Below are 25,632 nucleotides of genomic sequence, written 5' to 3' on the forward strand. Positions count from 1 at the left end.
GTCGCCCCCAGGGTAGTTCATGCGGTGTCCAATACCTATCTGCCGTCATCGTTGCGCCGGACGCGATGACTTCAAATCTCACCCATCTCGACAGTCTTGCTGCGCGCGCGCAGTGACTCGCTTTTCATCGCCAGTTCGGCCGCTTGGCGTGCGTCGTCCACCCATGTTGAAAGCTGTGCGACGGTGGGCATTTCGAAAAGATGCTTGATTGTGAGGTTGACGCCATCGAACTCCGGGCACGAGCGGATCCTGGCCAGCAACTTCGTGATGAGCACTGAATCACCACCAAGTTCGAAGAAGTTGTCATGAACGCCGACTTCGGTGAACCCCAGCATCTCCTGCCAGATACTGGCCAGGCGTGTTTCCTGGGCGTTCCTGGGCGCCGCAAATACCGTGTGTATCGTTGGCCGGGCGTGTGCTGAAGCAAGTACTGGCGCGTCGCCAGCCGGTCGAAGCCACGTGCCGGCGCGGGTGGCCAGATCACCGGTGGAAATGATGACTTGCGGCACCGGTGGCGCGCCAAGAATCAGATCCAGCGCCTCGGTTCCCTGCTTGACGCTCATGCCGAAGCCATCAGCGGCTGCAGAATCCGCAAATCGCCAGGCGTCCCAGTTGATCGCCCGCCATGCGGTGTCGCCCTGATGGTGTTTCCATTGCGCATAGGCATCGAGGTAGCTGTTGGCGGCCGCGTACGCGCCGAAGCCGAGGCCGCCCAGCACGGAAGATAGCGAGGACATCAACAGGCAGAAGTCGAGTTCACGCCCGGCCAACACCTTGTCCAGCACCTGGGTACCCGCGACCTTGGGTTGGAACTGCTCATGGCGGTCCTGAAGACCAATGCCGCCCAATGGGCATAGTGCATCGTGCACCTTTCCAGCCCCGTGGATGACACCGTGAATGGGACCGAAGGCTTGCTCGGTCTCACGGATCACCTGCTGCATCTGCTCCAGCGATGCCACATCGGCACGCTGGATGCTTACGTTCGCCCCAAGCGCCTCGACCGCCAGCAGGGCCTCGAGCCCCGCCGCCCGGACCCTGGATCCGTCCGTGCGCAAGGTCGCCCAGGTTTCACGGGGGGGCCATGCCGCCCGGCCGACAAGAACCAGGGTCCCCGCTCCCTGCCGTGCCAGTTCCCGTGCCAACTGCAGGCCGATCCGCCCCATACCGCCAGTTATCAGATAGGTGCCCCCCTTCCGGATCGTTGGCCGTTCCGGGCGCGAGAGCAGCATCGGCTCATGACGCTGGAGCCAGCGCTTGCGCCCGCGGTATGCCACCTGCGCGGGCCGCTCTGCCGCCGCGAACTCCGCCAGCAGCTGCTCTACCCCGCGCTGCAGGTCCACATCATTCCAAGCTGGAGTGGTCAGGTCGACGTGCGCGGTGCGGAACTGTGGGTACTCCTGCGCAATGACCTTGACCAGTCCCGACGCGAGCGCATATTCCGGTGCCATGGTTTCGCCACCGGTGATGCTGAAGACGTTCCGGGTAACCACGTTCAGCTCCACACCGGTCTGTGGCATGACCGCATCACAGGCCTTGGCCAGGTAAAGAAGGCTGCCGAACGCCATGATCTCCGCATGCTCGGTGCGATCACAGGAATCGACGATGTCGTAGCCGTCGGTGCTCCACAGATGCACGGCGCGCAACTGCTCCGGCTTGTGCATGGCCAGCACGCCGATCAATTGCCGGTAGTCCTGCTCCGAGCCAGGATCGATTCGGTACGCGCTCTCTCCTTCCTGCATGAAGGCGCCACCACGGGAAACCGTCACAACGCGCGCGTGGCCACGAGCCAGCCTGCGCCCCAGACGTGCCCCCATGCTGCCCTCGTCGGCAAAGATGAGCCAAAGGCTGCGGTCGTCCGCAGGCGCTGCCGGCAACAAGGCGGGCGCCTGGATCCACGTCGGGACATGGAAACCGCCGTCCAGCCGAGCGATTCGTTCTGTTCTGCCATCGTGCACCCCGTCGCTGGGTGCATCTATCCAGTAATGCTGGCGTTCGAACGGATAGGCGGGCAGCGGAATTCGGCGTCGTTGCTCACCAGAATGGAAGCCGCGCCAATCTATCGCTGCACCGTGAACCCATAGCTGGCCAAGGGCTTCAAGCAGCACGGCATTGTCATCGCGTTCATCATGCAGATGCCTGGCGGATGCGATGGCTGCCACATCGGGGCTCTTTGCCTGCCTGCGCACCAGCGAGGTCAGTGCAATGCCAGGCCCCACCTCGAGCATCAGGCGCTTGCGGCGCAGGACGGAAGTGTCGGCCAACAGCGTCCCCAGGCCATCGGCGAAGCGGACCGTGCCAACGGCGTGACGGATCCAGTAATCCGGATCTGTTGCCTGGGTGCCTTCGATGAAGCGTCCGGTGACATTGGAAATGTACGGAAGTACGGGAGCCGAGAGCGGGATGGACCGAACCAGATCGCCCAGTTGCATCGCCGCGTCGTTCATCATCCGCGAGTGAAACGCGTGAGAGGTGTGGAGCACGCGGCAAGACACATCGCGCTGGCTCAGGTTCGCAGCAAGGCCATCGATGGCATCCCGCGGACCACTAATCACGCAGTCGTCAGGTCCATTCACGGCGGCCAGTTCACAGGACCACTGCATGGCAAGCGCCCGTGCCGCCTCTTCACCCAGCCGGACGCCAAGCATGCGTCCCGGCGCGGCCTGCTGCATGAGGCGGCCGCGCGCGGCGACCAGCTTCAGGCCATCTTCCAGTGTGAACACGCCAGCCAGACAGGCAGCGACGTACTCGCCAAGGCTGTGCCCCAACATGGCCGCTGGTTGGAGACCCCAATCCATCCACTGTCGAGCCAGCGCGTACTCGAAGACGAAGAGCACGACCTGCGCAAGATCGGTGCGGACGATGGCGTCCTGCGCCAATGGATCGCTTGCGGCACCAAACATGACCTGGCGCAGGTCCAGGCCGAGGTGCGGCACCAGCAAGGTCGCGCAGTTGTCGACCATTTCCCTGAACACCGGCTCGACGCGATACAGCCCCGCTCCCATACCAACGTACTGGGAGCCTTGGCCCGTGAACATGAAGACGACCGATGCATCTTCGACGAACGCGTTGGCGGACGCGATCTTGCGCTCGCCGGTGTTGTCGGCGAGCGCCTGCGCGGCGCCGGGAATCGTTTCGGCGACGAATGCAAGGCGGTGGCCATGCGCCGTTCGGCCCCGCTGCAGCGTGTATGCCACATCAGCCAGTTCCGCCTCGGCGTGTCCCTCCATCCATTGCGCAAGGTTCGACGCCTGCCGTGCAAGCGCGCTGGGCGTCTTCGCCGACAGCAGTACAAGGTGATGCGTCCGATAGCCCCGTCCCTGCCTGATCGCGGGGGCCTCCTCGAGTACCACGTGCGCATTCGTGCCGCCGATACCGAATGAACTGACACCGGCGCGGCGGGGTGTCTCCCCGCTGGGCCAGTGCTTGAGCTCCGTGTTTACGTAGAACGGGCTGTTATCGAAGTCGATCTGGGGGTTGGGCTGCCTGAAATTCACGGTGGGCGGAATCTGCCGCTCACTCAGCACCTTCACGGCCTTGATCAGGCCCGCCACGCCGGCAGCCGAATCGAGGTGACCGATGTTGGGTTTGACGGCGCCCAGTGCGCAGGACTGCGTGGCCGCGCCAGAAAATGCCATGGCCAGCGCCCGCATCTCGATCGGGTCGCCCAGCAGGGTCCCGGTTCCGTGCGCTTCGACGTAACCGATAGAGTCGGCGGCGACGCCCGCCACGGCATGCGCGCGGGCGATGGCGCGCGCCTGACCCAGTACGCTCGGCGCGGTATAGCCTACTTTGTCCGCACCGTCGTTGTTGATGGCCGCGCCTCTGATGATGGCATGGATCGTGTCGCCATCGGCGAGCGCATCCTCCAGGCGTTTGAGCAGCACCAAGCCTGCGCCGCTGCCGCTTCGGGTACCGGCGGCATCCTTGTCAAAGGCGCGGCAATGTCCATCCGGTGAGGTAATGAAGCCCTCCTGGTACAGGTAGCCGCGCGGACCGAGCTGCGAAATCGACGCTCCTCCGCCCAGCGCCATCTCGCATTCGCCTGCCAGCAGGCTTTGGACGGCTTGGTGTATGGCAACCAGCGATGTTGAGCATGCCGTACCAACACTGATGCTCGGGCCAGCCAGGTTCAGCCGGTGGGATAGGCGCGTGGCCATGAAATCGGGACGGGTACCATGCATGACGGCGATGCGCATCGTTTCGAGCAGCGCCGACTGGGGCAGCAGGTTCTCGAACAGATAATGGCTCTCCCCCGTGCCCACGTAGACACCTATTTCCCGCGTAGTGGCCTGGTCGCCATAGCCGGCCTGCTCCAGTGCTTCCACGGCACATTCCAACAGCAGTCTCTGCTGGGGATCCATGACTTCGGCTTCGCGCGGTGTGAAGCCGAAGTACGCCGCATCGAATTCGCGGATCCCTTCAAGCACCACGCCCGACTTGACGTAGGCAGCATCGGTCAGAAGCGCCGGGGCGACACCTGCGGCCAGTAGTTCCTCGTCGGTGAAGACAGTGAGGGATTCCGTACCGGCCCTGATGTTCTCCCAGAACGCATCGACATCGCGCGCGTCGGGAAAACGTCCCGCCATGCCAATGATGGCGATGGCACCACTCGGCGAATGACCGTTGCTGTCTGCCATCAACGGCTCGGAACGATCCCGCGGCAGGCCGGCGTCCGCTTCTTCGGCATCGCGCTGGCGGTGCTGAAGGTGCTTTGCCAGCCCCGCAATCGTGGGATAGGTAAACAGGTCCGTAACCTCGATCTTCAGCCCGGTACGATTGAGGATCTCCTGCTGGACGATGATGCAGTGCAATGACGTGCCGCCCACGTCGAAGAAGCTGTCATGGATACCCACCGACTGCAACGACAACGCCAGGCACCAGATCTCGCACAGTTGCTGTTCCAGCGCGAGGCTCGGCGGCGTGTGTGAGGCCACCGCAGCAATCGGAAGAGCTGGGATGGGGAGCCGGGCGACGTCGACCGCGCCGTTCACCATCAAGGGGATCGACTCAACCACAACGAAGACGGTCGGCAGCATGAAATCCGGCACACGTGCGCGCAGGGCTTCAAGGCAATCGTCAGTGAAAGTTCCCCGGCTGTCCTCGCGCGGCACGACATACGCGACCAACGCCGGCGATTCCGCTTCGCCATACGTCAGCATCCTTGCGACAGACGATTCGGCCAAGCCCGTATCAAGGAGTGCCGCCTCGATGGCCTTGATCGCGACCCGATGTCCGTTGAGCGTCTCGGTATCACGCGCCTCGCGCAGGATCGTGATGTCACCGTTCGAGCGCAGGAAGCCGATCTCGCCGCTATTATGCCATTGCGCGCCATCGGCGGCAGCCAGCCCGGCGCGCATGCGGCCCACGTGTCCCGCCGCTCCCTGGGGCTGCAGGGCGCCGCGCGCGTCCCGCACTATGCAGCCCTGCCGGGCCCGCGCCTCCTCGTACATCCCGGCGGCCTGTTCTGCACTCAGCAACGGCAGCAGATGGATGTCCTGGGCCGGTTCGGCCACGATCGCCCGCAGCAGGTTGAGATAGCTTGATGCCATCCCCTGCATGGACGAAAGCTCAAACAGGCCATCGACAAACGTCCACGACAGCCGCAGGGCGCCTTCGGATTCAATGGCGATGACCCCGATATCGAACTTGGAACTTTGAGGCCCAGAGACGAGCTCCTCGACGGTCAGGCCGGGCAGCGTCAGTGCGCTCATGTCGTAGTTCTGCAGCGCGAACATCACCTGGAACAACGGTGGGTGACTCAGGCTGCGCGGTGGATTCAGGCTCTCAACCACCATGTCGAAGGGTATCTGCTGATGCGCGTAAGCGCGCAGGGTGGACGCCCGTGATTGCCGCAGGAACTGCTCGAACGACATGCCTGGTGTAACGCGGCTGCGCAAGGCAAGCGTGTTGACGAAGCAGCCGATCAGATGCTCGACATCCTCATGATCCCGACCCGCAACCGGCGTACCCACGACGATATCGTCGTCCCCGCTCCAGCGCGCCAGGAGAATCGCAAACGCCGCATGAAGCACCATGAACAGCGAGGCCCCGTGACGGCTTCCCAGCGCGACCAGATCGGCCAGCAGGGGCGGGTCCACCATCTGGGACACCGATTTGGCTGCCGTTGCCTGCTGCGGGCTGCGCAACCGATCCGTCGGGAGGTTGTGCAGTTGCGGGGAACCTGCGAGCTCGTCGCGCCAGAATTTCAAGTGGCTCTGATTCAGCCCACTGGATGCCGTACGTCGCTGCCAGTGTGCGTAGTCGGCGTACTGGATGGGAAGCAGTGGCAACTCAGGCTCGCGCCCTTCGACAAATGCCTGGTAAAGGGCGGCAAACTCGCGGACCAGAATCCCAAGAGACCAACCGTCTGCTGCAATGTGGTGCAGTGTCAGGAACAGGACATGGTTGTCGGCGGAAAGCCGGGCCAACGACGCGCGCACCATGGGGTCGTGGGCCAGGTCGAACAGGGTGGATTGCTCATGGCGAAGCATCGCTTCGACCCGGGCGGCCTGCTCATCCTCCTGTACACCGGTCCAGTCCACTACCGGTAACGAGGCATTCAAGGAGGATGCAACATCCTGGACGCCCCCCATCGCCGTCTTCCGATAGGTAGTCCGCAGCACTTCGTGGCGACGGATGATTTCGTTCAAGGCCGCTTGCAGGGCCTGCGTATCGAGCGTCCCCGCCAGGCGAAGCGCCGCAGGCATGTTGTATTGCGCGCTGCCATGGCCGAGCTGGTCAATGAACCAGAGCCGCTGCTGCGCAAAGGAGAGGATGCCACGATCCGGCACGGGCACCGGCGATAAAGCCGAATCCGGTTCCCCGGGCGCGGCGGCCTGCGCGGCAAAATACTGCTCTATCTCACCCTTATGCGCCCTTACGAGTGCCTGCAGGGACTCGGTAAATGCACCGCGCTTGGCCTTGTACGCCAGCTTTCCATCCTTGATGTACAGCGCGATACCCGCGTCCAGTGCCTGTTGCACCACGTCCCTGGCATTCATTCAGATCAAGCCTTCTTCAAGCATGCCGCGGGTTGCCGATGGCTGCCCCCTGCCCTGCGACAGCAAGCCATCGAAGACTCTATTGATGATGTCGATGACCGCTGCTTTGTGCTTGTGAATGAAGAAGTGATCACCGTGGAAAACATGCCTGTCGTATCGCGAACTGCACATGGATGACCAGGCACTCAGGTCGTCCAATGGCACGCCATCATCCTCGTCCCCGCCCAGCACCGTGACCGGGCACCAGATCGGACCCCGGTCGACGTACCGGTAGGATTCTGCTGCTCGAAAATCAGCACGCAGCAACGGCGTAAACAGCTTCATCAGCTCCATGTCCTGCAGCAATGAGGGCGGGGTGCCGTTGAAGGACTTGATCCTGTCAAGGAAGGTGTCGTCATCCAGTTGGTGAATCGGATCGTCCCGCCGCGGGCAACATGGCGCGCGTGTTCCGGAGACGATGAGGTGGCGAGGCGTACTTCCTCGAAGCTGCTGGATTGCCCGGGTCAGCTCATAGCTGACAAGTGCGCCGAGACTATGCCCGAACAGGACAAAGGGCTTATCGCCGTGCTGGGCGATGACCTCGGTGAGCTGACCGACGATGTCGTCGATCGAAACGAGCGGCGGCTCTGAAAAGCGGCTTTCACGCCCTGGCAGCTGGATGCCGACGACCTCCACATCACCGCGGATCGAAGCATGCCAATCACGATACGCGGATGCCCCGGCGCCTGCATACGGGATACAGAACAGGCGCATCCGCGCCTGCGGATTGGGCTTGAACGCCATCGTCCAAGGGTTGGAATTCAACATCATGCTCTCTCCCTGATGGCTGGTGGCCGGACGCATGCCAGCTGATCTCATGCAAACACTTCATAGACGATCGTTTCCTGAGCGCCCTTGGCAGAATTGATGACGCCGTCGCTGTCGCCACGCTTCATCAGGCGTAGCCAACACCCGCCGTACTTCGTGCCGAAGCCGAAAACTCCCCACACGACATCATGGAGCTGGTAACCCCGACTCCCCGACTGCCCGTAGAAGGGCAACGAGCTGCAGAATTCCTGTGCAAGCCAACCTGGCTCGCGCAGGGCCTGCGCAACCACCTTCGCCCATTCCTCATCGTTCTTGAACCTGCCTACGTGCACATCGTTGCCTTGGGCGCCGTACGCGATCTTGATGACGAACTTCTCCCTGCACTGGAGCAAAAGCGTCTCCAGGTCAACGCGCGTCCCCTTGAACTCGACGTGCTTTGGACTGACGTCACTGCCCCATGGGATGAAGTAGTCGATCAGGCGCCGCTCCTGCTCGTTGAATGCCGGACTTTCCTTGTGCTTGTGCAGCAACGCCAGCGAACGCTTGTCGCGGATCGGGACGATGAAAGGATTGTCCGGCCACGCGACCTGCCCACCCAGATAGGCGCGGAAAAGCTCTTTTGGCTGCGTCGGGCCATCATCGCCAGGGAACGAGGAGACGATCGCAGTAATCCTCAGCTCATCGAGATAGACGCCGGCAGGCGTGAATTTCAACGCGGCGTAATCGCTCGCGAAGTGCATTACCCCGCGGCATCCACATGCAGCCGCCGCCGCCTGGAATACGGCGTTGATCGTCTGCTCGCTATCAGCAATTTCCATGAAGTCAGCGGGCACCAACACGAAAGCATGCACTGCTGCATCCCCGTCATCGGATACGGCCCTGGCGCTTTCGACGATCTGCGTCATATACGCGAGCGGGATATCCTTGGACTCGCAACGAACCTGGCCGAAAAATTCCTGCAGCGAGGGGTGCTTGCGGTACAAGGCATCCATCCACTGGATCTGCCAGCCACCGATGTTCGAGCCGACGTTGATCTCCATGATCTTCAGACCATCCTCGGTGAGGATGGCATCCGTCCGATGCATCAGTTGGGACGGGTCAACCCCCACCGCCATGTAAAGTTCAGCGGCCAGCTCGGACAAGCCAAAGTAGCCAGCAAGCCGCTGATAGTCATCGCCAAATTCAACTTCGATCGCCCGCTGCACCAACCGCGGCACCTGGCAGGCGCAGTCTTCCAGAATCTTGCGCATTTCCTCGCCGAGGAACCATGGCCAGGAATGCAGAGGGTACTGATAATTGCGGAACAGCGGCGGCAAGCTGTCATCGAGAAGCGCGACTGGTTCCAGGCAGTTGGCCTTGACCACCGCGTAATCCAGGAAAGCCTGGCCGGCAATGGATACGGCCGCATGATTTCGCACAATGTCCTGATCCATGGAAATTCCCGTCGGTTGTAGTCGAGCTCCGCCCCATACACTCATGCGCCATCAGGCCAGCGCCGCTACCAGCTTTCGTATGGTCTGGTGGGTGTAAAGGTATCTCATCGACAAGGCAGGGAGCCCCTGCTTCCTCATAGCCGATGAGATGCGTACGGCGAGAAGCGAATTCCCGCCCAGATCGAAGAAGTTCTCGTCCGCGCCAATCTCCCTGCCGAGCACGCCCTGCCAGATCGTGCACATCACCTGTTCCAAGGCTGACAGCGGTTGCGCGGCGTTGTCGGTCACCGAAGCTACAGCGACTGGGGCGGGCGATTTCGGCGGAGGAAGGCGCTTGGTATCAAGCTTTCCATTTGTGGTGAGCGGCATCGTCCGGACGAAGGTGAGCGTCGAAGGCACCATGTGCTCGGGAAGAAGGCGCGCCAGATGGGCGCGGATACCCGCCTCGCTGGCGTCATCGGCTACGACATACGCATCGATGCGGCCAGATGCCGGGTCGGCCTGATTTGGCTGATTGAAGAGAACGGCAGCAGCGCCAACCGCATCGTGGCCGAGTAGGACGCGGCGGATCTCGTCGAGCTCGATTCGGAAGCCGCGCAGCTTGATCTGGTTGTCCAGCCGTCCGAGATGTTCGAGCACACCGTTGGCGAGCATGCAGCCACGGTCACCGGTGCGATACATGATGCCTTCCTGGAAAGGATCGGGCATGAAGCGTGTCTGGGTAAGGTCTTCACGCTCGTGGTAACGAAGGGCTACGCCGGCACCGCCGACATAGACTTCCCCGGGAACGCAGGGCGGCAGGAGACGCTGCTGATCATCCATGACGTACAGGTGCCAACCAGGGATCGGCGTGCCAACCGAGCGGGACCCAGCGAGGGCTTCGCGCCTTCGCACATCCTGCCATGTGACATGCACGGTGGTTTCGGTGATACCGAACATGTTGACGAGCCGGCATCGCGACTCGGCGTGGCTGTCGAACCAGGGTAACAACGCCCGTGCATCCAGCGGCTCTCCACCGAATATGACGAGCCGAAGTGAATCACTCACCGGAACGCGTTGATCGACTTCGATCAACTGGTAAAAGGCGGAAGGCGTCTGGTTCAGCACGCTGACCGACTTGCGTGCAATGAGCTCACGGAAAAGCTCAGGGTCACGGGACACCCAGTGCGGGACGACGACCAACTGTCCACCGGTCAGCAAGCAGCCCCAGATCTCCCAAACGGAAAAGTCGAACGCGCTGGAGTGAAACAGCGTCCAGGTGTCGCGCGGCGAAAGCTCGAGGCCTTCACGGGTCGCATCAATCAGAGCAATCACGTTCCGATGCGGGACAAGTACACCCTTGGGGCGACCTGTCGATCCGGAGGTATAGATCATGTACGCCGCGTCGCCTGCAGCGGCACCTGCCGCACGCCAGACCCGAGCCGGGTCGGCTTCGCGTTCGAGCTCCGGCACTGTCGTCACGACCATGCCGGGCACGTCGGGAAATGTGCCATCTTCGGTGATGGTGAGCGTCAAACCAGCATCGCCTGCAGTGTACTGCAGGCGGTCGTGCGGGTAAGCGGGGTCCATAGGCACGTAGATCGCACCGCACTTCACGATCGCCAGCATGGCGATAACCACCGCCGCCGATCGGTTGAGGCAGATGCCGACGAAGAATCCGGGCTTCACACCGCGCGCCGCCAATGCACCGGCCAACAGGCTCGATCGATGATCGAGCTCGGCGTAGGTCAGCACGTCATCGCCGTAGGAAATCGCGATTGCATCAGGCTGCTGTGCGCTCACACGCGCAAAAGCAGTTTCGATGCGGTCATCATCGCCGGGGACGTGCCTCGGCTCGGAACGACCAAGCGCCACCACTTCCCCGCGCGCGGTCTGCGGCAGAAGTTCTACGTCAACAAGCCGCGCAGCGCCTTCTTCTTTCAACTGGGAGCATACGTGGACCAGGCAACGAAGCAGCCACTGCATCGATGGCGTCGAATACAGCGCCTCATCGAAGTGACAGGTGAGATGGCCGCTTCCCTGCCGGCCTGCGATCAGCGTGACAGGAAAAATGGCACTGCTGCAGGGCAGGTACTCGATGTCCAGAATTCCTTCGACATCGGGTGAAACGTCCAGCGGAAATATCATGCTGACACTGACATCGAGAGCGAACTGATGCTTTCCGATCAGGGTGCCCAGCAAGCTCTCGGTGTAGCGCATCGCGCCGCTGAGCTGCGCACGCGCGTGGTCCAGCGCACAAGATACGCTGGTGCTTCCAGCCGACATCGGGTTTGCGAGCCGAAAACCGGTGACTCCCAACTCGATTCCGCTGCCTTGCGAGGGCGCTTCCTGCAGAATCGCAACTGCGGGCGCTGGCTTGCCGTGGAAACAGGAGAGAACCAGGCCCAACGCCGCCAGCCAGTGCTCAGGTGCGACCTGCATGCCAGTGACCATCTCCAGTGTGCCCTGCCCGGCCTGGCGAGCCCCGCGACCGTCCCATTCCAGAGCGGGTGACACATCCGAACTGACGAATGCATGGATCTCGTCCGCCGTTGGCCCCAGCGCCTGCCGTTGTTCGATGGGCGGAGGAGCGTCACCGCGAGAAAAGCAGTACTGCACGATGCGCTGCAAAGCGTCCTGATCCAGTACGTCGCGGTCACCGACAAGAATGAAATCCCTGTGCCCATCACCGTACCGCAACAGTGTTGCGCGCAGAACCTGACCGGTCCCGCGAGACAAGGGGCGGGACATCTCACGCATGCGTTGCCGCAACGCCACTTCCGATGTCGAGGGCGAGCCCACTGGAGTCACATGCAATTGGGCAACGGAACGCGGCCATCCCGCGCATGAAAACCGTTCGTCCAGCACTCCCAGAGCGGCGGCGACGTTGCCCTCATCAACTGCAGCATCGAGGCGGCAGGCGAAGGCATGGCTGTTCCAGCCTGCACGCTTGCGCATGGCGCCAACTGTATCGGCGCAAGCCGCGTCCTTCAGCTTCGAGAAAATAGAGGCGCTTTCCATAGTACGCAATGTCCGTTTCACGTGATGGGCGGTAACCCGCGGCTTCCAAGCGTGCACAACTCAGCGAATGGAGAAGCCCCCGTCCACCGTCACTGTACTGCCGGTCATCCGGACGGCCTCATCCGAGGCAAGCCACAAGGCCGCCGCTGCGATATCTTCGGGCTCAATCAGCTCATTCATGGGTTGGGCCTGCACGAACACGTCCTCGTGCTCGGCTACGGCGACGTCCAGCGAGCGCGCTATTTCCGAGAGCATACGCCCCTCGACATGATCGGCATCACGAACAGAGCCCGGACAGATGGCATTCACACGCACCTTGTATGGCGCGTAGTCGAGAGCCACCGCCTTGGTCAGGCCGATAATTCCGTGCTTGGCCGCGACGTATCCGGCAAAGTGGCGGTAACCCACCAGCCCGGCTGTCGAGGCGATGTTGATGATGCTTCCGGAGCGTGCATCCAGCATGATTTTCCCGACGCTGCGAATCATTCGCCAGGCACCATTGAGATCCACGTCGATCATCAACGCCCACTCATCCTCGGTAATCTCATGGGCGATCTTTCCCGACGGCGCTGCGATGCCGGCATTGTTGACCAGGAAATCGATCCGCCCAAAGCGCGCAATCGCCTGGTTTACCGCAGCGTCGATCTGCGCCTGATTGCGCACATCAACATGGGCCGTTTGCACGGCGGCGCCAGCCTCCGTGCATAGCTCGGCGGTGTACGCAAGCTGGCTCTCAGTTCCCAGGGGATACGACACACCCGGCAGATCCTTGGCCACATCGATCAGCAGCAGGTCGGCGCCGTGCTCTGCGAAACGCAAGGCGCATGCACGCCCAAGCCCTCTCGCTGCACCCGTGACGATCCCAACTTTTCCTGACAACCTCGGCAGGGTCATTTCATGATCTCCCGGGTCAGCTAAAGGAAGCGCCGCTCAAGCATCTCAAGCAGCTCCCCCGGGCGCTCGGTCAGATACATGTGCCCTCCTGGCAATGAGTCCGCATGAGCATTCGCGCTTGTAGCGCGCACCCAGCCCTGCAGTTCCTCGCTGCTGATAAGCTCGTCGTCGTCACCCCTCACCATCAGGATCGGAATATCGAGAGCGGTGTCTGTACGAGCCTTGTACTTCTCGTGCATTTCGACGTCCGCGCGCATGACAGGAAGCAGCAGCTCCCGCATCAGCGGATCTTCCAGTGCACTGTGCGTGTATCCAGCAAACTCGCTGACGCGTGCGAGGAACTTCTCATCGTCCAAACCGGTGGCGCGCTCCTTCCGTGGCGTCCAGGGATCAGGCGACCCGCTGACCGCCAAGCCAATCACGCGATGATTGCCTTGGCGTACAAGCGCACGCGTTAGCTCGTAGGCCAGAACGGCGCCGAGACTGTGCCCGAAGAGAACGATGTCCCGATCCGGATCGACCAGTCCTGGCAACTCGGACGCAAGGCCAGCCGAGGCCTCAAACACATCGGTGAAGAACGGTTCGCAGAAGCGCTTCTCGCGACCCGGCAACTGGATCGGAACGACGTCAAAACGTTCCGTCATCGATTTCCACTCACTGAAGAACGACGCTCCCGCACCAGCAAATGGGAGGCAAAGCAGCTGAGGCTTATTCATTTATCGTGCTCATGTTTCTTCATGAACTGCGGCAAGCAAGGACGCCCCCAGATAACCCAAGGCATCTCCCCCCGAATAGTGGTTTGGTCAACGATGCTCAAGACCCCTTCGCCGAGTATCATGTGATGCCGCTGCCAAAGTCAAACGCGATTCTGCTTACGTTACGGCAGGCGCTGGAGCAACAGAGGCGAGAGCGCCTGAGCCTGGCTCGCGCTGAATGTCGAGCGCTGAGTTCCGGGGTGTGTGATGGGACCTGCTGCCCGCTCGATCCGTGCATTCAGCACATGCCGCGCCGTTGGTTGTCACCTTCGAGGCCGGCGGCACAGCCATCGCAGCCCTCAGACAAGTACGCGCCTGCGGACTGCCGTCATGGCCTGCTGCACCGGCAGTAATTGAAGGCACACAGGATGCATGACTTTTCTTGAATGGCCACATCAAGCCGGCAACGCCGCGCCTGTATCGCGGCAACTGGCCTGCCCCCCCCCCACCATGGGCCATCCAACCCATGACTACTTGCACGTAGCTACCTGCTGGAATTCCCTGTATCAACATCGACCAGAACGTGACTAGAACAGTCGGAACCGCGATGACCCAGAGGAAATTTCGCACTCCCCTGTGCCATTTCAATGGCCCTCTGATCCGTCTTGATGCAGGGCGCGAACCGTCTCTGATGACTCGCGATCCGCTTTTTTCACCATCGACCGTCCGCATCGATCTGTTCTCTGAAATAATCGAAATTCCGCCACCAGAAGACCGCGAAGCCAACGCAGTTGATCACGCAATCCCACCATCAATTGCAGGGAGCGTGCCCAGGCGCAAGGCAGAGTTCATCGCGGGGCGTCGCGCCGCCGTCAGGGCGCTTCGGGCCCTACAGTGCAACGTGGACGAGATTCCGGTTGGCCTGCTTCGAAGCCCTGAATGGCCGAACGACTACGCAGGAAGCATTTCCCATGTGGACGGAACTGCGGTAGCGGTCGCCATGAGGCGGCTAGACGCGCCGGGGCATCGCGCCATTGGCATCGATATCGAACATGTCGTCTCGGAGTCCATCGTACCGGCCATCCATAGCGTCGCGCTCAACCCATCCGAACACACCTGCGTAACCAGCCTGTCGGATGCTCTTGGGCCACAAGATGCATCAACAATCATTTTTTCGTGCAAAGAGAGCTTTTTCAAAGCAGCATTTCCCTATGTGCGGAACTACTTCGATTTTTCAGCCATCGACATCGTCGACTTCACGCTACCAGACAACACCCTTCTGGGGCAGCTCACTCTGGATTTGGCCCCCACCCTGCGTGCAGGGGCAACTGTAGTATTCCATTTCGCATCTCTGGGCCCGGATACTTACATCACCTGGTGCGGGTGGTGATCGGCATCTTGGCCAGCAGCCCCGTCATCCGGGCCATGATGCATACTCATCTGTTGCAGCGATGCTACATCCTGAGCAATCTTCGATAGGTAGTGACAACTCCATGCTCACGTGTATCCTCGGATGCGACGGGGCACAGTACTCCCCGTTTCGATCCTTTGGTTCATCGTCCGACCTTGTCATAAGGTCCGGACGCCCGAAGAGCAGGCCGTTCATTGATTCAGCGCACTCCATGGAGTGGCGTGAAATTTGCTGGAGCCCTGACGCTATAGTCATCGTCCTCAAAGGACATTGCATGCACCGATCACCACGTTCCATCCACCGACCGCTCGTCACCATGGCCCCGATAGTCACGCTCGGTCCAGATGGAGCGTACATGTGCCGGCGCCAAGCGCCCTCCCGGAACTTCGCGTCCGGATAGCTGCCCGGATCGACTGCAGTAGCGCGCACATACGTGCCGAACGACCCGCAGACCACCAAGGATGATAGTTGATGGCGATTCGCGATACCTCCGCGCAGGACGAGGCCCTCACTTTTCGCAAGCCACATGCAGCTTGGCGCCGCTTCCTTTGGCCAGGTGCCGCCGCGCTGATCGGACTGACCGCAGTTGGTTGGACGATTTCCGGCTGGAGTGCCGGTACACGCTCGTTCGATGCCAAGCGCGTTCGCATCGCCGAGGTCAGCCGCGGTGATCTGGTCCGCGACATTGCCGCCGATGGTCGCGTCATAGCCGCCAACAGCCCTGTGCTGTACGCCATCTCCGCAGGAACCGTGACCCTGAAGGTGGTGGCTGGTGACGCCGTCAAACAGGGCCAGGAACTGGCGGTGATCAACAGCCCGGAACTGCGCAGCAAGCTGGCCCAAGAGAAGGCCACGCTTGCGGGCCTCGAAGCGGAGGCCAGCCGTGCCGCGCTGGATGCCACTCTCGCCCGCGCCGCTGGCGCCAAGCTGTCCGACCAGGCTGGGCTGGTGCGCACCGCCGCACAGCGCGACCTGGAGCGCTACCAGCGGGGCTATGACGGTGGCGCTGTGCCGCAGGTGGATCTGGCCAAGGCACAGGACGAGTTGAAGAGGGCCCAGATCGAACTGCAGCACACCCTGCAGGATGCCAGCCTGAAAAGCCAGGGAGCAGCCTTGGACGCGCGCAACAAGAAGCTGCTGGCTGATCGCCAGAAGGCCGTCGTTGCGGAAGTGGAGCGCCAAGTTGATGCACTGACCCTGCGCGCGCCGTTCGACGGCCAGATCGGCCAGGTTCAGGCGTTACAACACACGCACGTTGCCGCCAACGAACCTGTGCTTGGCGTGGTCGATCTGAGCAAATTCGAAGTCGAGATCAAGGTGCCGGAAAGCTTTGCGCGCGAGTTGGCGATCGGCATGCCAGCGCAGTTGACGAGCGGCAGCGGCGAACCATTCCCCGGCGCTGTCTCAGCGGTGTCGCCGGAGGTGGTGAACGGCGAGGTCACCGCGCGACTGCGCTTTTCTGGGAAGCAGCCGCCGGACCTGCGCCAGAGCCAGCGCATGAGCGCGCGGATACTGTTGGACACCCGTCGCAACGTGCTCAAGCTCGAACGCGGCCCGTTCGTCGAGCAGTCCGGTGGCCGCTACGCATACGTCATGGAACGGCGCAGCGCGGTGCGCCGCCCAGTCCGGCTCGGAGCCTCCAGCCTTGGGGAGGTCGAGGTGCTTTCCGGCCTGCAGCCAGGTGAGCGCGTCGTCGTCTCCGGCAGCGACCAGTTCGGCGATGCCGAGCGCGTGACCGTCCATTGATTCTTTTCGATTCCTACCTGCAAGGATTCCCTCATGCTCCAGATGCAATCAGTCTCCAAGGTCTTCCGCACCGAACAGGTGGAAACCCACGCGCTGCGCTCGCTCGACCTGCATGTGCGCGAGGGCGAGTTCGTAGCCGTCACCGGTCCGTCCGGCTCAGGAAAAACCACATTCCTCAACATCGCCGGGCTTCTGGAGACCTTCACGACCGGTCAGTACGTGCTGGACGGCCAGGATGTCAGCCACCTGGGCGATGACGCGCGCTCGCGACTGCGCAATCAGAAAATCGGCTTCATCTTCCAGGGGTTCAACCTGATCCCAGACCTGAACCTCTTCGACAACGTCGATGTGCCGCTGCGCTATCGCTGCCTGCCCTCGGCCGAGCGCAGACAGCGCATCGAAAAAGCCCTGGGCGATGTGGGCCTGAGCGCGCGTATGAAGCACTACCCTGCCGAACTGTCCGGTGGCCAGCAGCAGCGCGCCGCCATCGCGCGCGCCTTGGCCGGCAGCCCACGCCTGTTGCTGGCCGACGAACCGACTGGCAACCTCGACTCGCAGATGGCGCGTGGGGTGATGGAACTGTTGGAAGAGATCAACGCGCAAGGTACTACCATTGTGATGGTTACCCATGACCCAGAACTGGCCGCGCGCGCGCAGCGCAACGTCCACATCGTCGACGGCCAAGCCACCGACCTGGTACAGAGCGTGCCCGTGGATGCCTAGAGGGGTGTAAAGCTACAACGCCCCCGCGCACAAGCTGCCGGTGCAAAGCAGCACCAGGAAGAGACTGAGCGAGCGGCGGACGCAATGGAAAGGCGTCCGTCAGCTTGAGTGCTCGTAATGTGAACACTACGGGCTACAACGTACGCATGCGAATGGTTAGACTGGGCGCCTCGCCCCGCGCCCCCGGACCCGCATGAACGCCCGCCTGTTCCGCTTCGGTATCAATCTCTGGCCGCCGTTCCTGTTCACCGGCATCCACGTCACCCGGGTCTCGCCGGACTACCGGCAGATCGACGTCGAACTGCGCATGCGGCCCTGGAACCGCAACTACGTCGGCACGCATTTCGGCGGCAGCCTGTTTGCGATGACCGATCCGTTCTGGATGCTTGGCCTGCTGCACATCCTCGGCCGCGATTACTACGTGTGGGACCGTGCCGGTGCAATCGATTTCCTCAAGCCCGGCAGAGGCACCGTACGTACGTCGTTCCGCATCGATGACGCACTGCTGGACGAACTGCGCGCCGAAGCCGCCGCTGGTGACAAAGTGCTGAGATGGTTCAGCAATGATGTCGTCGATGAAAGCGGCGAGGTGGTCGCCCAGGTCCGCAAGCAGGTCTATCTGCGCCTGAAGCCACACGCACGCTGATCATCGCTGGGGCGCTATCCTCTGGCCTCTGCCATGGAGGCCCCGATGCGCCCGTACACCCTTGCTGCACTGCTGAGCACCCTGCCGTGCGCGGTCCATGCGCTGGACCTGCCGCCGGTGCAGTACCCGACGCTGCCGGCACAGGCTGCCGCTGCCGCCGGCTTCGTGCCCAACGGCTGGACGCTTGAATCCAGCACCGAAGGCGATCTTGACCAGGATGGCCGCGCTGATCTGTTCCTGGTACTGCGCCAGCAGGACCCGCGCAACGTCATCGAACACGATGGCTTCGGCCCCTCCCCGCATGACAGCAACCCGCGCATTCTCGCCGTGGCGTGGTCACGGCCAACCGGCTATGTGCTGGCGGTGCAGGACCATCAGCTGATTCCGCGCCCGGACAACCCGGTGATGAGCGATCCGCTTGAAGAAGGAGGTGTCAGCATCCAGCGTGGCACGTTGAAGGTCGCGCTGTTTTCATTCGCCAGCGCCGGAAGCTGGTCGATGGGTACCACCGCCTTCACTTTCCGCTGGCAGGACGGCGCGTTCGCGCTGATCGGCTACGACCAGGATTCGGTGATGCGCAATTCCGGAAAGACCGAATCGCTGAGCGTGAACTTCTCCACGCGCAAGGTAAGGCGCGTCGAAGGCAGCATCGAGAACGACAAGGACAGCGTGCGCTGGCAGCCACTGCGCGGCACCCGTCGCTGGACGCTGCAGACCGTCGGCGATGGCTGGGCATTCGATCCGCAGGCCGGCACCGACTGAGCCACGGCTCAGTCGCGGGCAGCGGCGGTTGCGCCGGCGCCGGCCACCAACGGTACGGACAACCACGGGCTCTCAGCGTTGCCACGCGGCGGCGAACGACGCGCCACCTGCAGGTGGCGGCCGTCGGCCGCCAGCTGCGGCGCCCGCACCGGCGAGCGGAACTGCACCGGCAATCGCCGCAGTGCGTCCACCGGATCATCCGTCTGCTGCCGCAGCCAACGCTGCGCCCCCAGCAGCCGCACCATCGCCGCCGCATCCTGGGACCGTGACGAATATGCGGGATAGGCAGGCGCGGCGATCTCGGTCAGCACGCACCCCATCACGTTGGACAGGCAACCGAAATCCCGCTGCGGCGGTGCCTGTACCGGCAACGGCCGATCGGCCTCCAGCGCGGCCATCGCGGCCGCACCACAGGCCCAGCCAAGATTGCCGGCCACGCGCGCCAACGTACTGCTCCGATCCAGCACCAGGACGCCACCAGATTCCTGGGCCGAGGACTCGATCGCCGCCCGGCTCATCGCGTACTCGCCCTGCATGGCACGGCACAGGCTCTGTTCCTCTGCGCGCAGCGGTTGCATGGCTTGTTCGCACTCCGCCGGCAAGGGGCGGTCGGCCGGCAGTTCGACCAGCATGTCGGCCAGCAGCTGGGCATTGGCCTGCACCAGGCTGGCACCGATGATGCTCTCGACCAGATAGCTGCTGCCGGGCACCAGCCGCCGGCCCAGCTGCAGGCCACGGCAGGCGCCTCGCAGGGCACCGTCGATATCGCCCTGCACATAGGCCAGCGCGCGTGCACTGGTGGCGTCCATCACCAGGCCATAGGTCGGCAACGGAACCAGAATGCCCTCGCCCTTCGGCTGGAACGGCGACACGAAGTAGTCTGCTTCGGCGAGCCGATCCAGCCGCGCATGCAACTGCTGGTGCCCGGCATGGGCCTCCACGAAGCGTTGCGGGTCCGCGCGGACCTGGGCGAGGCAGCCGCTGGTGGTCGGCCCGCAACTGGCACCGGGCCGCAAGTGCAGCTCGCTATGGTTGGCCACCAGGTGTGTCTGGCCGCCGCTGCTGCCCCGCAGGTCGGCCTCCCAACGACGCACGTCCTCGGCCAGCGCCTGCTCGCGCTGGCGGGCATCCAGATCGTCGAACGGCAACGTCCACAGCAGCGCATAACCGTTGTGGCCGGTCGCCGGCAGGCGTGCTTCCAGTCGCTGTTGCGCCTGCAGCCGCGATTCGGGCACAGGCCACATGCGCGAGGCGCACCACACCACGATGGCCAGCACCAGCAGGCCTGCCAGGGTCCAGCCCAGCCCGCGCAGAATCTTCAACACAGCTTCCCTTCCATGTGCCGTTGCCGCAGTCGATTCCCCAGCGTAATCGACCGGCGGTGACCGCTACAATGCGCGCATGTCGCTCGAAGCCCCCGCCCTGGTCCCCCGCCCCTCCCTGCAGCGCCTGTTCCTGACCGGCCTGCTGACCCTGTTGCCGATCTGGCTGACCTGGGTGGTGGTCAAATTCGTGTTCGTGCTGCTGTCGGGCATTTCCAGCCCGCTGGTGGTGCCGCTGTCCGAACAGATCGCGACCAGTTTCCCGCATTACCTGGGCTGGGTCCGCGCCGAGTGGATCCAGAACACCATCGCCCTGCTGGCCACGCTGCTGGTGATCCTGGCCGTGGGCGTCGCCAGCCGCCGCGTGGTCGGCCAGCGTCTGCTGCGCTGGGTCGGTGCCGTCATCAAGCGCATCCCGCTGGCCAGCATCATCTATGACAGCGCCAAGAAGCTGCTGGACATGCTGCAGACCGAACCGGGCAGCACCCAGCGCGTGGTGCTGATCGACTTCCCGCACCGCGACATGAAGTCGGTCGGCCTGGTCACCCGGGTCATCAGGGAACAGGGCACCGACCGCGAACTGGCCGCGGTGTATGTCCCCACCACGCCCAACCCGACCTCGGGCTATCTGGAAATCGTTCCGGTGGAGCTGCTGACGCCGACCGACTGGACCGTCGACCAGGCGATGAGCTTCATCATTTCCGGCGGTGCGGTGGCCCCGGCCAGCGTGCCGTTCACCCGCGCCGGCGACCGCTCCGAATGACCCCGGCGCCGCATGCGCGACCGCTGCAGGACCGCGCCGTCCTGCTGTTCATCGTGCTGGCCGCGTTCTTCTGCGGCAATGCGGTGCTGGCTGAACTGATCGGGGTGAAGATCTTCGCCCTGGAAGACACGCTCGGCATCGACCCGCTGAACTGGAACCTGTTCGGCCAGACCGGCTCGTTGAGTTTCACCGCCGGCACGTTGCTGTGGCCGGTGGTGTTCATCATGACCGACACCATCAACGAGTTCTTCGGCAAGCGCGGCGTGCGTTTCATCTCGTGGCTGGCGGTGGTGCTGATCGCCTACGGCTTCCTGTTCGCCTTCGCCGCGATCTCGCTGGCACCGGCCAGCTGGTGGGTGTCATCGATGCAGGCCCACGGCGTGCCCGACTACCAGGCCGCGTTCGCGGCGGTGTTCGGCCAGGGCATGTGGACCATCGCCGGTTCGCTGGTGGCGTTCCTGTTCGGCCAGTTGATCGACGTCGCGGTGTTCCACCGCATCCGCCGGGCAACCGGCGAGCGCCACGTATGGCTGCGCGCAACCGGGTCCACCGCGGTATCGCAGCTGGTGGACAGCTTCGTGGTGATCTGGATCGCCTTCGTGCTCGGTCCGCAGCACTGGCCGACATCGCTGTTCCTGGCGGTGAGCAGCGTCAACTATGTCTACAAGATGGGCTTTGCGATCGCCCTGATTCCGCTGCTGTACCTGATGCGCCGCGCGATCACCCGCTATCTGGGCGAGCAGCGCGCCGCCGACCTGCGCGCTGCGGCCGCGGCTGACTGAAGCCCGAGCGCCGCCCAAGCTGACTGCGCCCCCGTGCTGGCCGTACGCGCGCGGATCGTGCAAGCTCCACGGTCTGTGTTCCACGGAAGCTTCTTGATGCCGTATTCCCCCCGCGTCCTGGCCGCCGCCATCGCCGCGTTGTTCCTGTTCAGCGCCGTTGCGCCCGCCGAAGCAGCGAAGAAGAAGGGCACCCGCCCCGCCGCCGCGCAGACCCGCCAGGCGGCCAAGCCGAAGGCCCGCGCCGGCAGCCGTGCCACCGCGCCGGCCCGCGGCAGTTCGGCGCGCCGCGCCGCGCCGCGCCCGGTCGCCCCTGCCCGGGCAGTGCCCAAGCAGGTTCAGCTGGAACGGCTGTATGACGAATACTGGGATGCCTCGATGCGGTTGAATCCGCTGCAGGCCACCTTCCAGGGCGAGCCGCGTTACAACGACCAGCTGCCCAACATCCTGTCCGCCGCGTGGCGGCAGCAATCGCATGACTTCACCACCGAATGGCTGGGCAAGGTCGAGAAGATCGGCAGCGACGGCCTGCAGGGCCAGGATCTGCTCAGCTACGAGATCTTCGTGCGTGACGCACGCGCGTCGCTGGCAGCCGAGCGCTACCCGAGCTGGATGATGCCGATCAGCCAGTACTACAACATCGGCAGCATCATGGCGATTCTCGGCGCAGGCGCCGGTGCCCAGCCGTTCAACACGCCCCAGGACTACGACAGCTGGTCGCGGCGCTCGCTGGGCATTCCCGACCTGTTCGACCAGGCCATCGCCAACATGCGCCAGGGCATGAAAGCCGGCGTGGTGCAGCCGCGTGACCTGATGGAAAAGGTGCTTCCGCAGCTGGACGCGGTGATCAAGCCCACCGCCGAAGAGAGCATCTTCTGGTCGCCGATCCGGACCATGCCCGACAGCATTTCCGCGACGGACAAGGCGCGCATCAGCGCCGAGTACAAGCGGATGATCGAGCTGCGCATCATGCCGGCCTACCGGGCGCTGCGCGGTTTCATCGCCACCGAATACCTGCCGGCCACCCGCAGCAGCAGCGGCCTGGGCGCACTGCCCGATGGACAGGCCTGGTATGCGAACCTGATCGTGCAGACCACGGCCAGCGAGCAGACCGCCGCGCAGCTGCATGCGCTGGGCGAACAACGCGTGCAGGAACTGCAGGCGCAGATCACCACGGTGATGCGCGATGGCAAGCTGCGCAGTTCGCAGACCAAGCTGCTGCGCAGCATGCGCAACGACCGCCAGTTCCAGTACAGCGATGCCAATGCGCTGCTCAACCGCTACCGGCAGGTGCAGCAGCAGGTCGATGCGCGCCTGCCGCAGGTGCTCGACACCCTGCCCAAGGCCGCGCTGGAGATCCGTGCGGTGGAACCCGAGCGCGCCCTGACCGCCGCCGCTGCGGCCTACCAGCCACCGCAGCCGGGGCAACCGGGGCTGCTCTACGTCAACACCCGCGACCTGCCCAGCCGCAAACGCTGGAGCGTGCCGGTGCAGTACCTGCATGAAGCCATCCCCGGCCACCACGTGCAGCTGGGCCTGCAGCAGGAACTGGCCAAGCTGCCGCGCTTCCGCCGCCTCGGCGGCGACCTGGCCTTCATCGAAGGCTGGGGCCTGTATGCGGAAACGCTGGGCGAGGAACTCGGCGCCTATGCCGATCCCTACGACCGGATCGGCTACCTCTACTCGCGCCTGCTGCGCGCCGCGCGGGTGGTGGCCGACACCGGCGTGCATGCACAGGGCTGGAGCAAACAGCAGGCCGTGACCTATCTGCAGAAGACCGTGGACATGAGCGCTGACGATGCCAATGCGGAAGTGGAACGGATCATGGCCCAGCCCGGGCAGGCCCTGTCCAACGTCGCCGGCCTGACCACGATCATCGCCCTGCGTGACAAGGCCAGGGCCCGCCAGGGCGCAGCCTTCGACCTGCGTCGTTTCCACGCCGAAGTCCTGAAGGACGGCTCGATGCCGCTGGATGTGCTGGACCACAAGATCGAACGCTGGCTGTCGCAACCAGCCGCTGCCACGCCGGCCCCCACGCCCTGACCGACACGGAGCCGCCATGCGCCCTGCCGCCCTGCTGTGTGCCGCCGTTCTCGCGCTGCTGCCGTTGACGGTGTTGGCGGCGGCACCGCTGGCACCGCCGGATGCCGGCATCGATGGGCTGATGCAGGCCTACGATGGCCAGGTGCCGGGCGCAGCGGTGCTGGTGCTGCATGCGGGCAAGCCGGTGTTCCGCCGCGGCTACGGCCTGGCGGTGGTCGAAGACCACACCGCGGTGACAGCGGCCAGCAACTTCCGGCTGGCCTCGGTCAGCAAGCAGTTCACCGCGGCCGCGGTCCTGCTGCTGGTGGAGGACGGCCGGCTGGCACTGGACCAGCCCGCGCAGCGCTGGCTGCCGGAACTTCCGCCGGCCGCCGCAGGCATCACCCTGCGCCAGTTGCTGTCGCACACCAGCGGCCTGCTGGACTACGAAGCGCTGATGGACCCTGCCGACACCCGGCAGGTCCGCGACGCCGACGTGCTGGCGCTGCTGGCCCGCGAAGATCGACTCGCCTTCGCCCCCGGCAGCCGCTACCGCTACAGCAACAGCGGCTACGCACTGCTGGCGCTGATCGTCGGCCGCGCCGCCGGCATCGACTTTGCCGGTTTCCTGCAGCAGCGCATTTTCCAGCCGCTGGGCATGGCCCACACCGTCGCCCACCAGGACGGGGTCGACCAGATCGCGCAGCGTGCCTATGGCTACAGCGAGGTTGACGGCCACTGGCAGCGAACCGACCAGAGCACGACCAGTGCCGTGCTCGGCGACGGTGGCATCTATTCCTCGCTGGACGACCTCGCACGCTGGGACGCGGCCCTGTACGACGACCGCCTGCTGTCAGCCGCATCGCGCACGGCCATGTTCAGCCCGGCCACCGCCACCCCCGAAGCCGACGTGCCGCACTATGGTTTCGGCTGGCGCCTGAACGGTGGTGCGCAGTGGCACAGCGGCGAAAGCATCGGCTTCCGCAACGTGATCGTGCGCTACCCCGAGCACCAGCTGACGGTGATCGTGCTGAGCAACCGCAACGCCCCCGAACCCTATCCGCTGGCCCTGACAATCGCCCGGCGCTGGCTGGACATCCTGCAATGACCGATCCGAACGCCCTGCTGGGCATCCACCACGCCGCCCTGATCTGCAGCGACTACGCCCGCTCCAGGGACTTCTACGTCCGCATCCTCGGCCTGCGCGTGCTGGCCGAGAACCACCGCGCCGCACGCGATTCGTGGAAGCTGGACCTGGCCCTGCCCGACGGCGGCCAGCTGGAACTGTTCTCCTTCCCCTCACCGCCGCCACGCCCCAGCCGCCCCGAAGCCCAGGGCCTGCGCCACCTGGCCTTCCGTGTTGCCGCGCTGGAGCCCTTCATCCAGCGCCTGGCCGCACACGGCGTGGACTGCGAACCGATCCGCGTGGACGAGTACACCGGCCGCCGCTTCACCTTCTTCGCCGATCCGGACGGGCTTCCGCTGGAGCTGTACGAAGTCGGTTGATGCAGGACCCGCAGGCCGCCCTCCCCCCAGGGGGGGGACAGCAGCGGCCCCTTCCCCATACCCCGCCGAATGGGTATACAGTCGACCCGTACGGCATCGTGCCGGAATGAACCCTGGGAGGG

17 protein-coding genes are annotated in these 25,632 nt (G+C 63.9%); 10 read left to right on the top strand and 7 right to left on the bottom strand.

Going from position 1 to position 25,632, the window contains the following annotated elements; genetic code table 11:
• Window positions 1–71 precede the first annotated feature (71 nt).
• From Q5Z10_RS15630 to Q5Z10_RS15655, 6 genes are read right to left on the bottom strand one after another with little or no spacing between them, the layout of a single operon-like run.
• Entirely contained in the window at window positions 72–7,001 is a 6,930-nt protein-coding gene (locus Q5Z10_RS15630; RefSeq protein WP_303636303.1) for a type I polyketide synthase, read from the bottom strand.
• Window positions 7,002–7,811 carry a thioesterase II family protein gene (locus Q5Z10_RS15635; RefSeq protein WP_303636304.1) on the bottom strand — a complete coding sequence of 270 codons (810 nt, stop codon included), beginning with the start codon at window positions 7,809–7,811 and terminating at the stop codon, window positions 7,002–7,004. It lies immediately after the preceding gene.
• A gap of 44 nt (window positions 7,812–7,855) precedes the next feature.
• A complete protein-coding gene (locus Q5Z10_RS15640; protein WP_303636305.1) occupies window positions 7,856–9,241 on the bottom strand; it encodes a hypothetical protein in 1,386 nt (461 codons plus the stop codon).
• A gap of 51 nt (window positions 9,242–9,292) precedes the next feature.
• Window positions 9,293–12,241: an amino acid adenylation domain-containing protein gene (locus tag Q5Z10_RS15645; protein ID WP_303636306.1), complete on the bottom strand. Its 2,949-nt coding sequence runs from the start codon at window positions 12,239–12,241 to the stop codon at window positions 9,293–9,295.
• Window positions 12,242–12,301: 60 nt separating this feature from the next.
• On the bottom strand, window positions 12,302–13,135 hold the full coding sequence (locus Q5Z10_RS15650; protein WP_154264138.1) for an SDR family oxidoreductase: 834 nt from the start codon (window positions 13,133–13,135) through the stop codon (window positions 12,302–12,304).
• 20 nt (window positions 13,136–13,155) lie between these two features.
• Window positions 13,156–13,851, bottom strand: coding sequence for a thioesterase II family protein (locus tag Q5Z10_RS15655; protein ID WP_100461253.1), 696 nt, complete (start codon window positions 13,849–13,851; stop codon window positions 13,156–13,158).
• A 586-nt stretch (window positions 13,852–14,437) separates the two neighbouring features.
• Here Q5Z10_RS15655 and Q5Z10_RS15660 point away from each other — a divergent pair.
• The 5 genes from Q5Z10_RS15660 to Q5Z10_RS15680 all read left to right on the top strand — a co-directional run bounded on the left by Q5Z10_RS15660 (window position 14,438) and on the right by Q5Z10_RS15680 (window position 19,118).
• Complete coding sequence (locus tag Q5Z10_RS15660) at window positions 14,438–15,220, top strand: 4'-phosphopantetheinyl transferase family protein (RefSeq protein WP_303636307.1); 783 nt, start codon at window positions 14,438–14,440, stop codon at window positions 15,218–15,220.
• A 492-nt stretch (window positions 15,221–15,712) separates the two neighbouring features.
• Window positions 15,713–16,987, top strand: coding sequence for an efflux RND transporter periplasmic adaptor subunit (locus Q5Z10_RS15665; RefSeq protein ID WP_303636308.1), 1,275 nt, complete (start codon window positions 15,713–15,715; stop codon window positions 16,985–16,987).
• A 33-nt stretch (window positions 16,988–17,020) separates the two neighbouring features.
• The gene (locus tag Q5Z10_RS15670; RefSeq protein WP_100461260.1) at window positions 17,021–17,710 is read left to right on the top strand and encodes an ABC transporter ATP-binding protein; all 690 of its coding nucleotides are present in this window, start codon (window positions 17,021–17,023) and stop codon (window positions 17,708–17,710) included.
• Between the two features lie 193 nt (window positions 17,711–17,903).
• Window positions 17,904–18,356 carry a DUF4442 domain-containing protein gene (locus Q5Z10_RS15675; protein ID WP_032128978.1) on the top strand — a complete coding sequence of 151 codons (453 nt, stop codon included), beginning with the start codon at window positions 17,904–17,906 and terminating at the stop codon, window positions 18,354–18,356.
• Between the two features lie 45 nt (window positions 18,357–18,401).
• Window positions 18,402–19,118: a hypothetical protein gene (locus tag Q5Z10_RS15680; protein WP_154264141.1), complete on the top strand. Its 717-nt coding sequence runs from the start codon at window positions 18,402–18,404 to the stop codon at window positions 19,116–19,118.
• Window positions 19,119–19,126: 8 nt separating this feature from the next.
• Here the strand turns inward: Q5Z10_RS15680 and Q5Z10_RS15685 are convergent, their stop codons facing one another.
• Window positions 19,127–20,443, bottom strand: a complete 1,317-nt coding sequence (locus Q5Z10_RS15685; protein ID WP_303636309.1) for a hypothetical protein — start codon at window positions 20,441–20,443, stop codon at window positions 19,127–19,129.
• Between the two features lie 76 nt (window positions 20,444–20,519).
• Here Q5Z10_RS15685 and Q5Z10_RS15690 point away from each other — a divergent pair, with 76 nt between their 5' ends.
• From Q5Z10_RS15690 to gloA2, 5 genes are all read left to right on the top strand, one after another.
• Window positions 20,520–21,203 carry a DUF502 domain-containing protein gene (locus Q5Z10_RS15690; RefSeq protein WP_303636310.1) on the top strand — a complete coding sequence of 228 codons (684 nt, stop codon included), beginning with the start codon at window positions 20,520–20,522 and terminating at the stop codon, window positions 21,201–21,203.
• Window positions 21,200–21,985, top strand: coding sequence for a queuosine precursor transporter (locus tag Q5Z10_RS15695; protein WP_303636311.1), 786 nt, complete (start codon window positions 21,200–21,202; stop codon window positions 21,983–21,985). Before Q5Z10_RS15690 ends, Q5Z10_RS15695 begins: the two co-directional genes overlap by 4 nt.
• Window positions 21,986–22,081: 96 nt before the next feature.
• The gene (locus Q5Z10_RS15700; RefSeq protein WP_303636312.1) at window positions 22,082–24,025 is read left to right on the top strand and encodes a DUF885 domain-containing protein; all 1,944 of its coding nucleotides are present in this window, start codon (window positions 22,082–22,084) and stop codon (window positions 24,023–24,025) included.
• 16 nt (window positions 24,026–24,041) lie between these two features.
• Window positions 24,042–25,112 (top strand): serine hydrolase domain-containing protein, encoded by a 1,071-nt coding sequence (locus Q5Z10_RS15705; RefSeq protein ID WP_303636313.1) that lies wholly within the window; start codon window positions 24,042–24,044, stop codon window positions 25,110–25,112.
• Window positions 25,109–25,510: an SMU1112c/YaeR family gloxylase I-like metalloprotein gene (gloA2, locus tag Q5Z10_RS15710; protein WP_303636314.1), complete on the top strand. Its 402-nt coding sequence runs from the start codon at window positions 25,109–25,111 to the stop codon at window positions 25,508–25,510. The genes Q5Z10_RS15705 and gloA2 overlap by 4 nt, the downstream gene beginning before the upstream one ends.
• Window positions 25,511–25,632 lie beyond the last annotated feature (122 nt).

Source organism: Stenotrophomonas sp. 704A1, from assembly GCF_030549525.1.
Lineage (GTDB): Bacteria > Pseudomonadota > Gammaproteobacteria > Xanthomonadales > Xanthomonadaceae > Stenotrophomonas > Stenotrophomonas tuberculopleuritidis.

What these genes read in the sequence shown, in the direction of transcription:
- Q5Z10_RS15630 (WP_303636303.1), bottom strand. Translation starts at nt 7,001, where the DNA reads ATGAATGCCAGGGACGTGGTGCAACAGGCACTGGACGCGGGTATCGCG.
- Q5Z10_RS15635 (WP_303636304.1), bottom strand. Translation starts at nt 7,811, where the DNA reads ATGATGTTGAATTCCAACCCTTGGACGATGGCGTTCAAGCCCAATCCG.
- Q5Z10_RS15640 (WP_303636305.1), bottom strand. Translation starts at nt 9,241, where the DNA reads ATGGATCAGGACATTGTGCGAAATCATGCGGCCGTATCCATTGCCGGC.
- Q5Z10_RS15645 (WP_303636306.1), bottom strand. Translation starts at nt 12,241, where the DNA reads ATGGAAAGCGCCTCTATTTTCTCGAAGCTGAAGGACGCGGCTTGCGCC.
- Q5Z10_RS15650 (WP_154264138.1), bottom strand. Translation starts at nt 13,135, where the DNA reads ATGACCCTGCCGAGGTTGTCAGGAAAAGTTGGGATCGTCACGGGTGCA.
- Q5Z10_RS15655 (WP_100461253.1), bottom strand. Translation starts at nt 13,851, where the DNA reads ATGAATAAGCCTCAGCTGCTTTGCCTCCCATTTGCTGGTGCGGGAGCG.
- Q5Z10_RS15660 (WP_303636307.1), top strand. Translation starts at nt 14,438, where the DNA reads ATGACCCAGAGGAAATTTCGCACTCCCCTGTGCCATTTCAATGGCCCT.
- Q5Z10_RS15665 (WP_303636308.1), top strand. Translation starts at nt 15,713, where the DNA reads ATGGCGATTCGCGATACCTCCGCGCAGGACGAGGCCCTCACTTTTCGC.
- Q5Z10_RS15670 (WP_100461260.1), top strand. Translation starts at nt 17,021, where the DNA reads ATGCTCCAGATGCAATCAGTCTCCAAGGTCTTCCGCACCGAACAGGTG.
- Q5Z10_RS15675 (WP_032128978.1), top strand. Translation starts at nt 17,904, where the DNA reads ATGAACGCCCGCCTGTTCCGCTTCGGTATCAATCTCTGGCCGCCGTTC.
- Q5Z10_RS15680 (WP_154264141.1), top strand. Translation starts at nt 18,402, where the DNA reads ATGCGCCCGTACACCCTTGCTGCACTGCTGAGCACCCTGCCGTGCGCG.
- Q5Z10_RS15690 (WP_303636310.1), top strand. Translation starts at nt 20,520, where the DNA reads ATGTCGCTCGAAGCCCCCGCCCTGGTCCCCCGCCCCTCCCTGCAGCGC.
- Q5Z10_RS15695 (WP_303636311.1), top strand. Translation starts at nt 21,200, where the DNA reads ATGACCCCGGCGCCGCATGCGCGACCGCTGCAGGACCGCGCCGTCCTG.
- Q5Z10_RS15700 (WP_303636312.1), top strand. Translation starts at nt 22,082, where the DNA reads ATGCCGTATTCCCCCCGCGTCCTGGCCGCCGCCATCGCCGCGTTGTTC.
- Q5Z10_RS15705 (WP_303636313.1), top strand. Translation starts at nt 24,042, where the DNA reads ATGCGCCCTGCCGCCCTGCTGTGTGCCGCCGTTCTCGCGCTGCTGCCG.
- gloA2 (WP_303636314.1), top strand. Translation starts at nt 25,109, where the DNA reads ATGACCGATCCGAACGCCCTGCTGGGCATCCACCACGCCGCCCTGATC.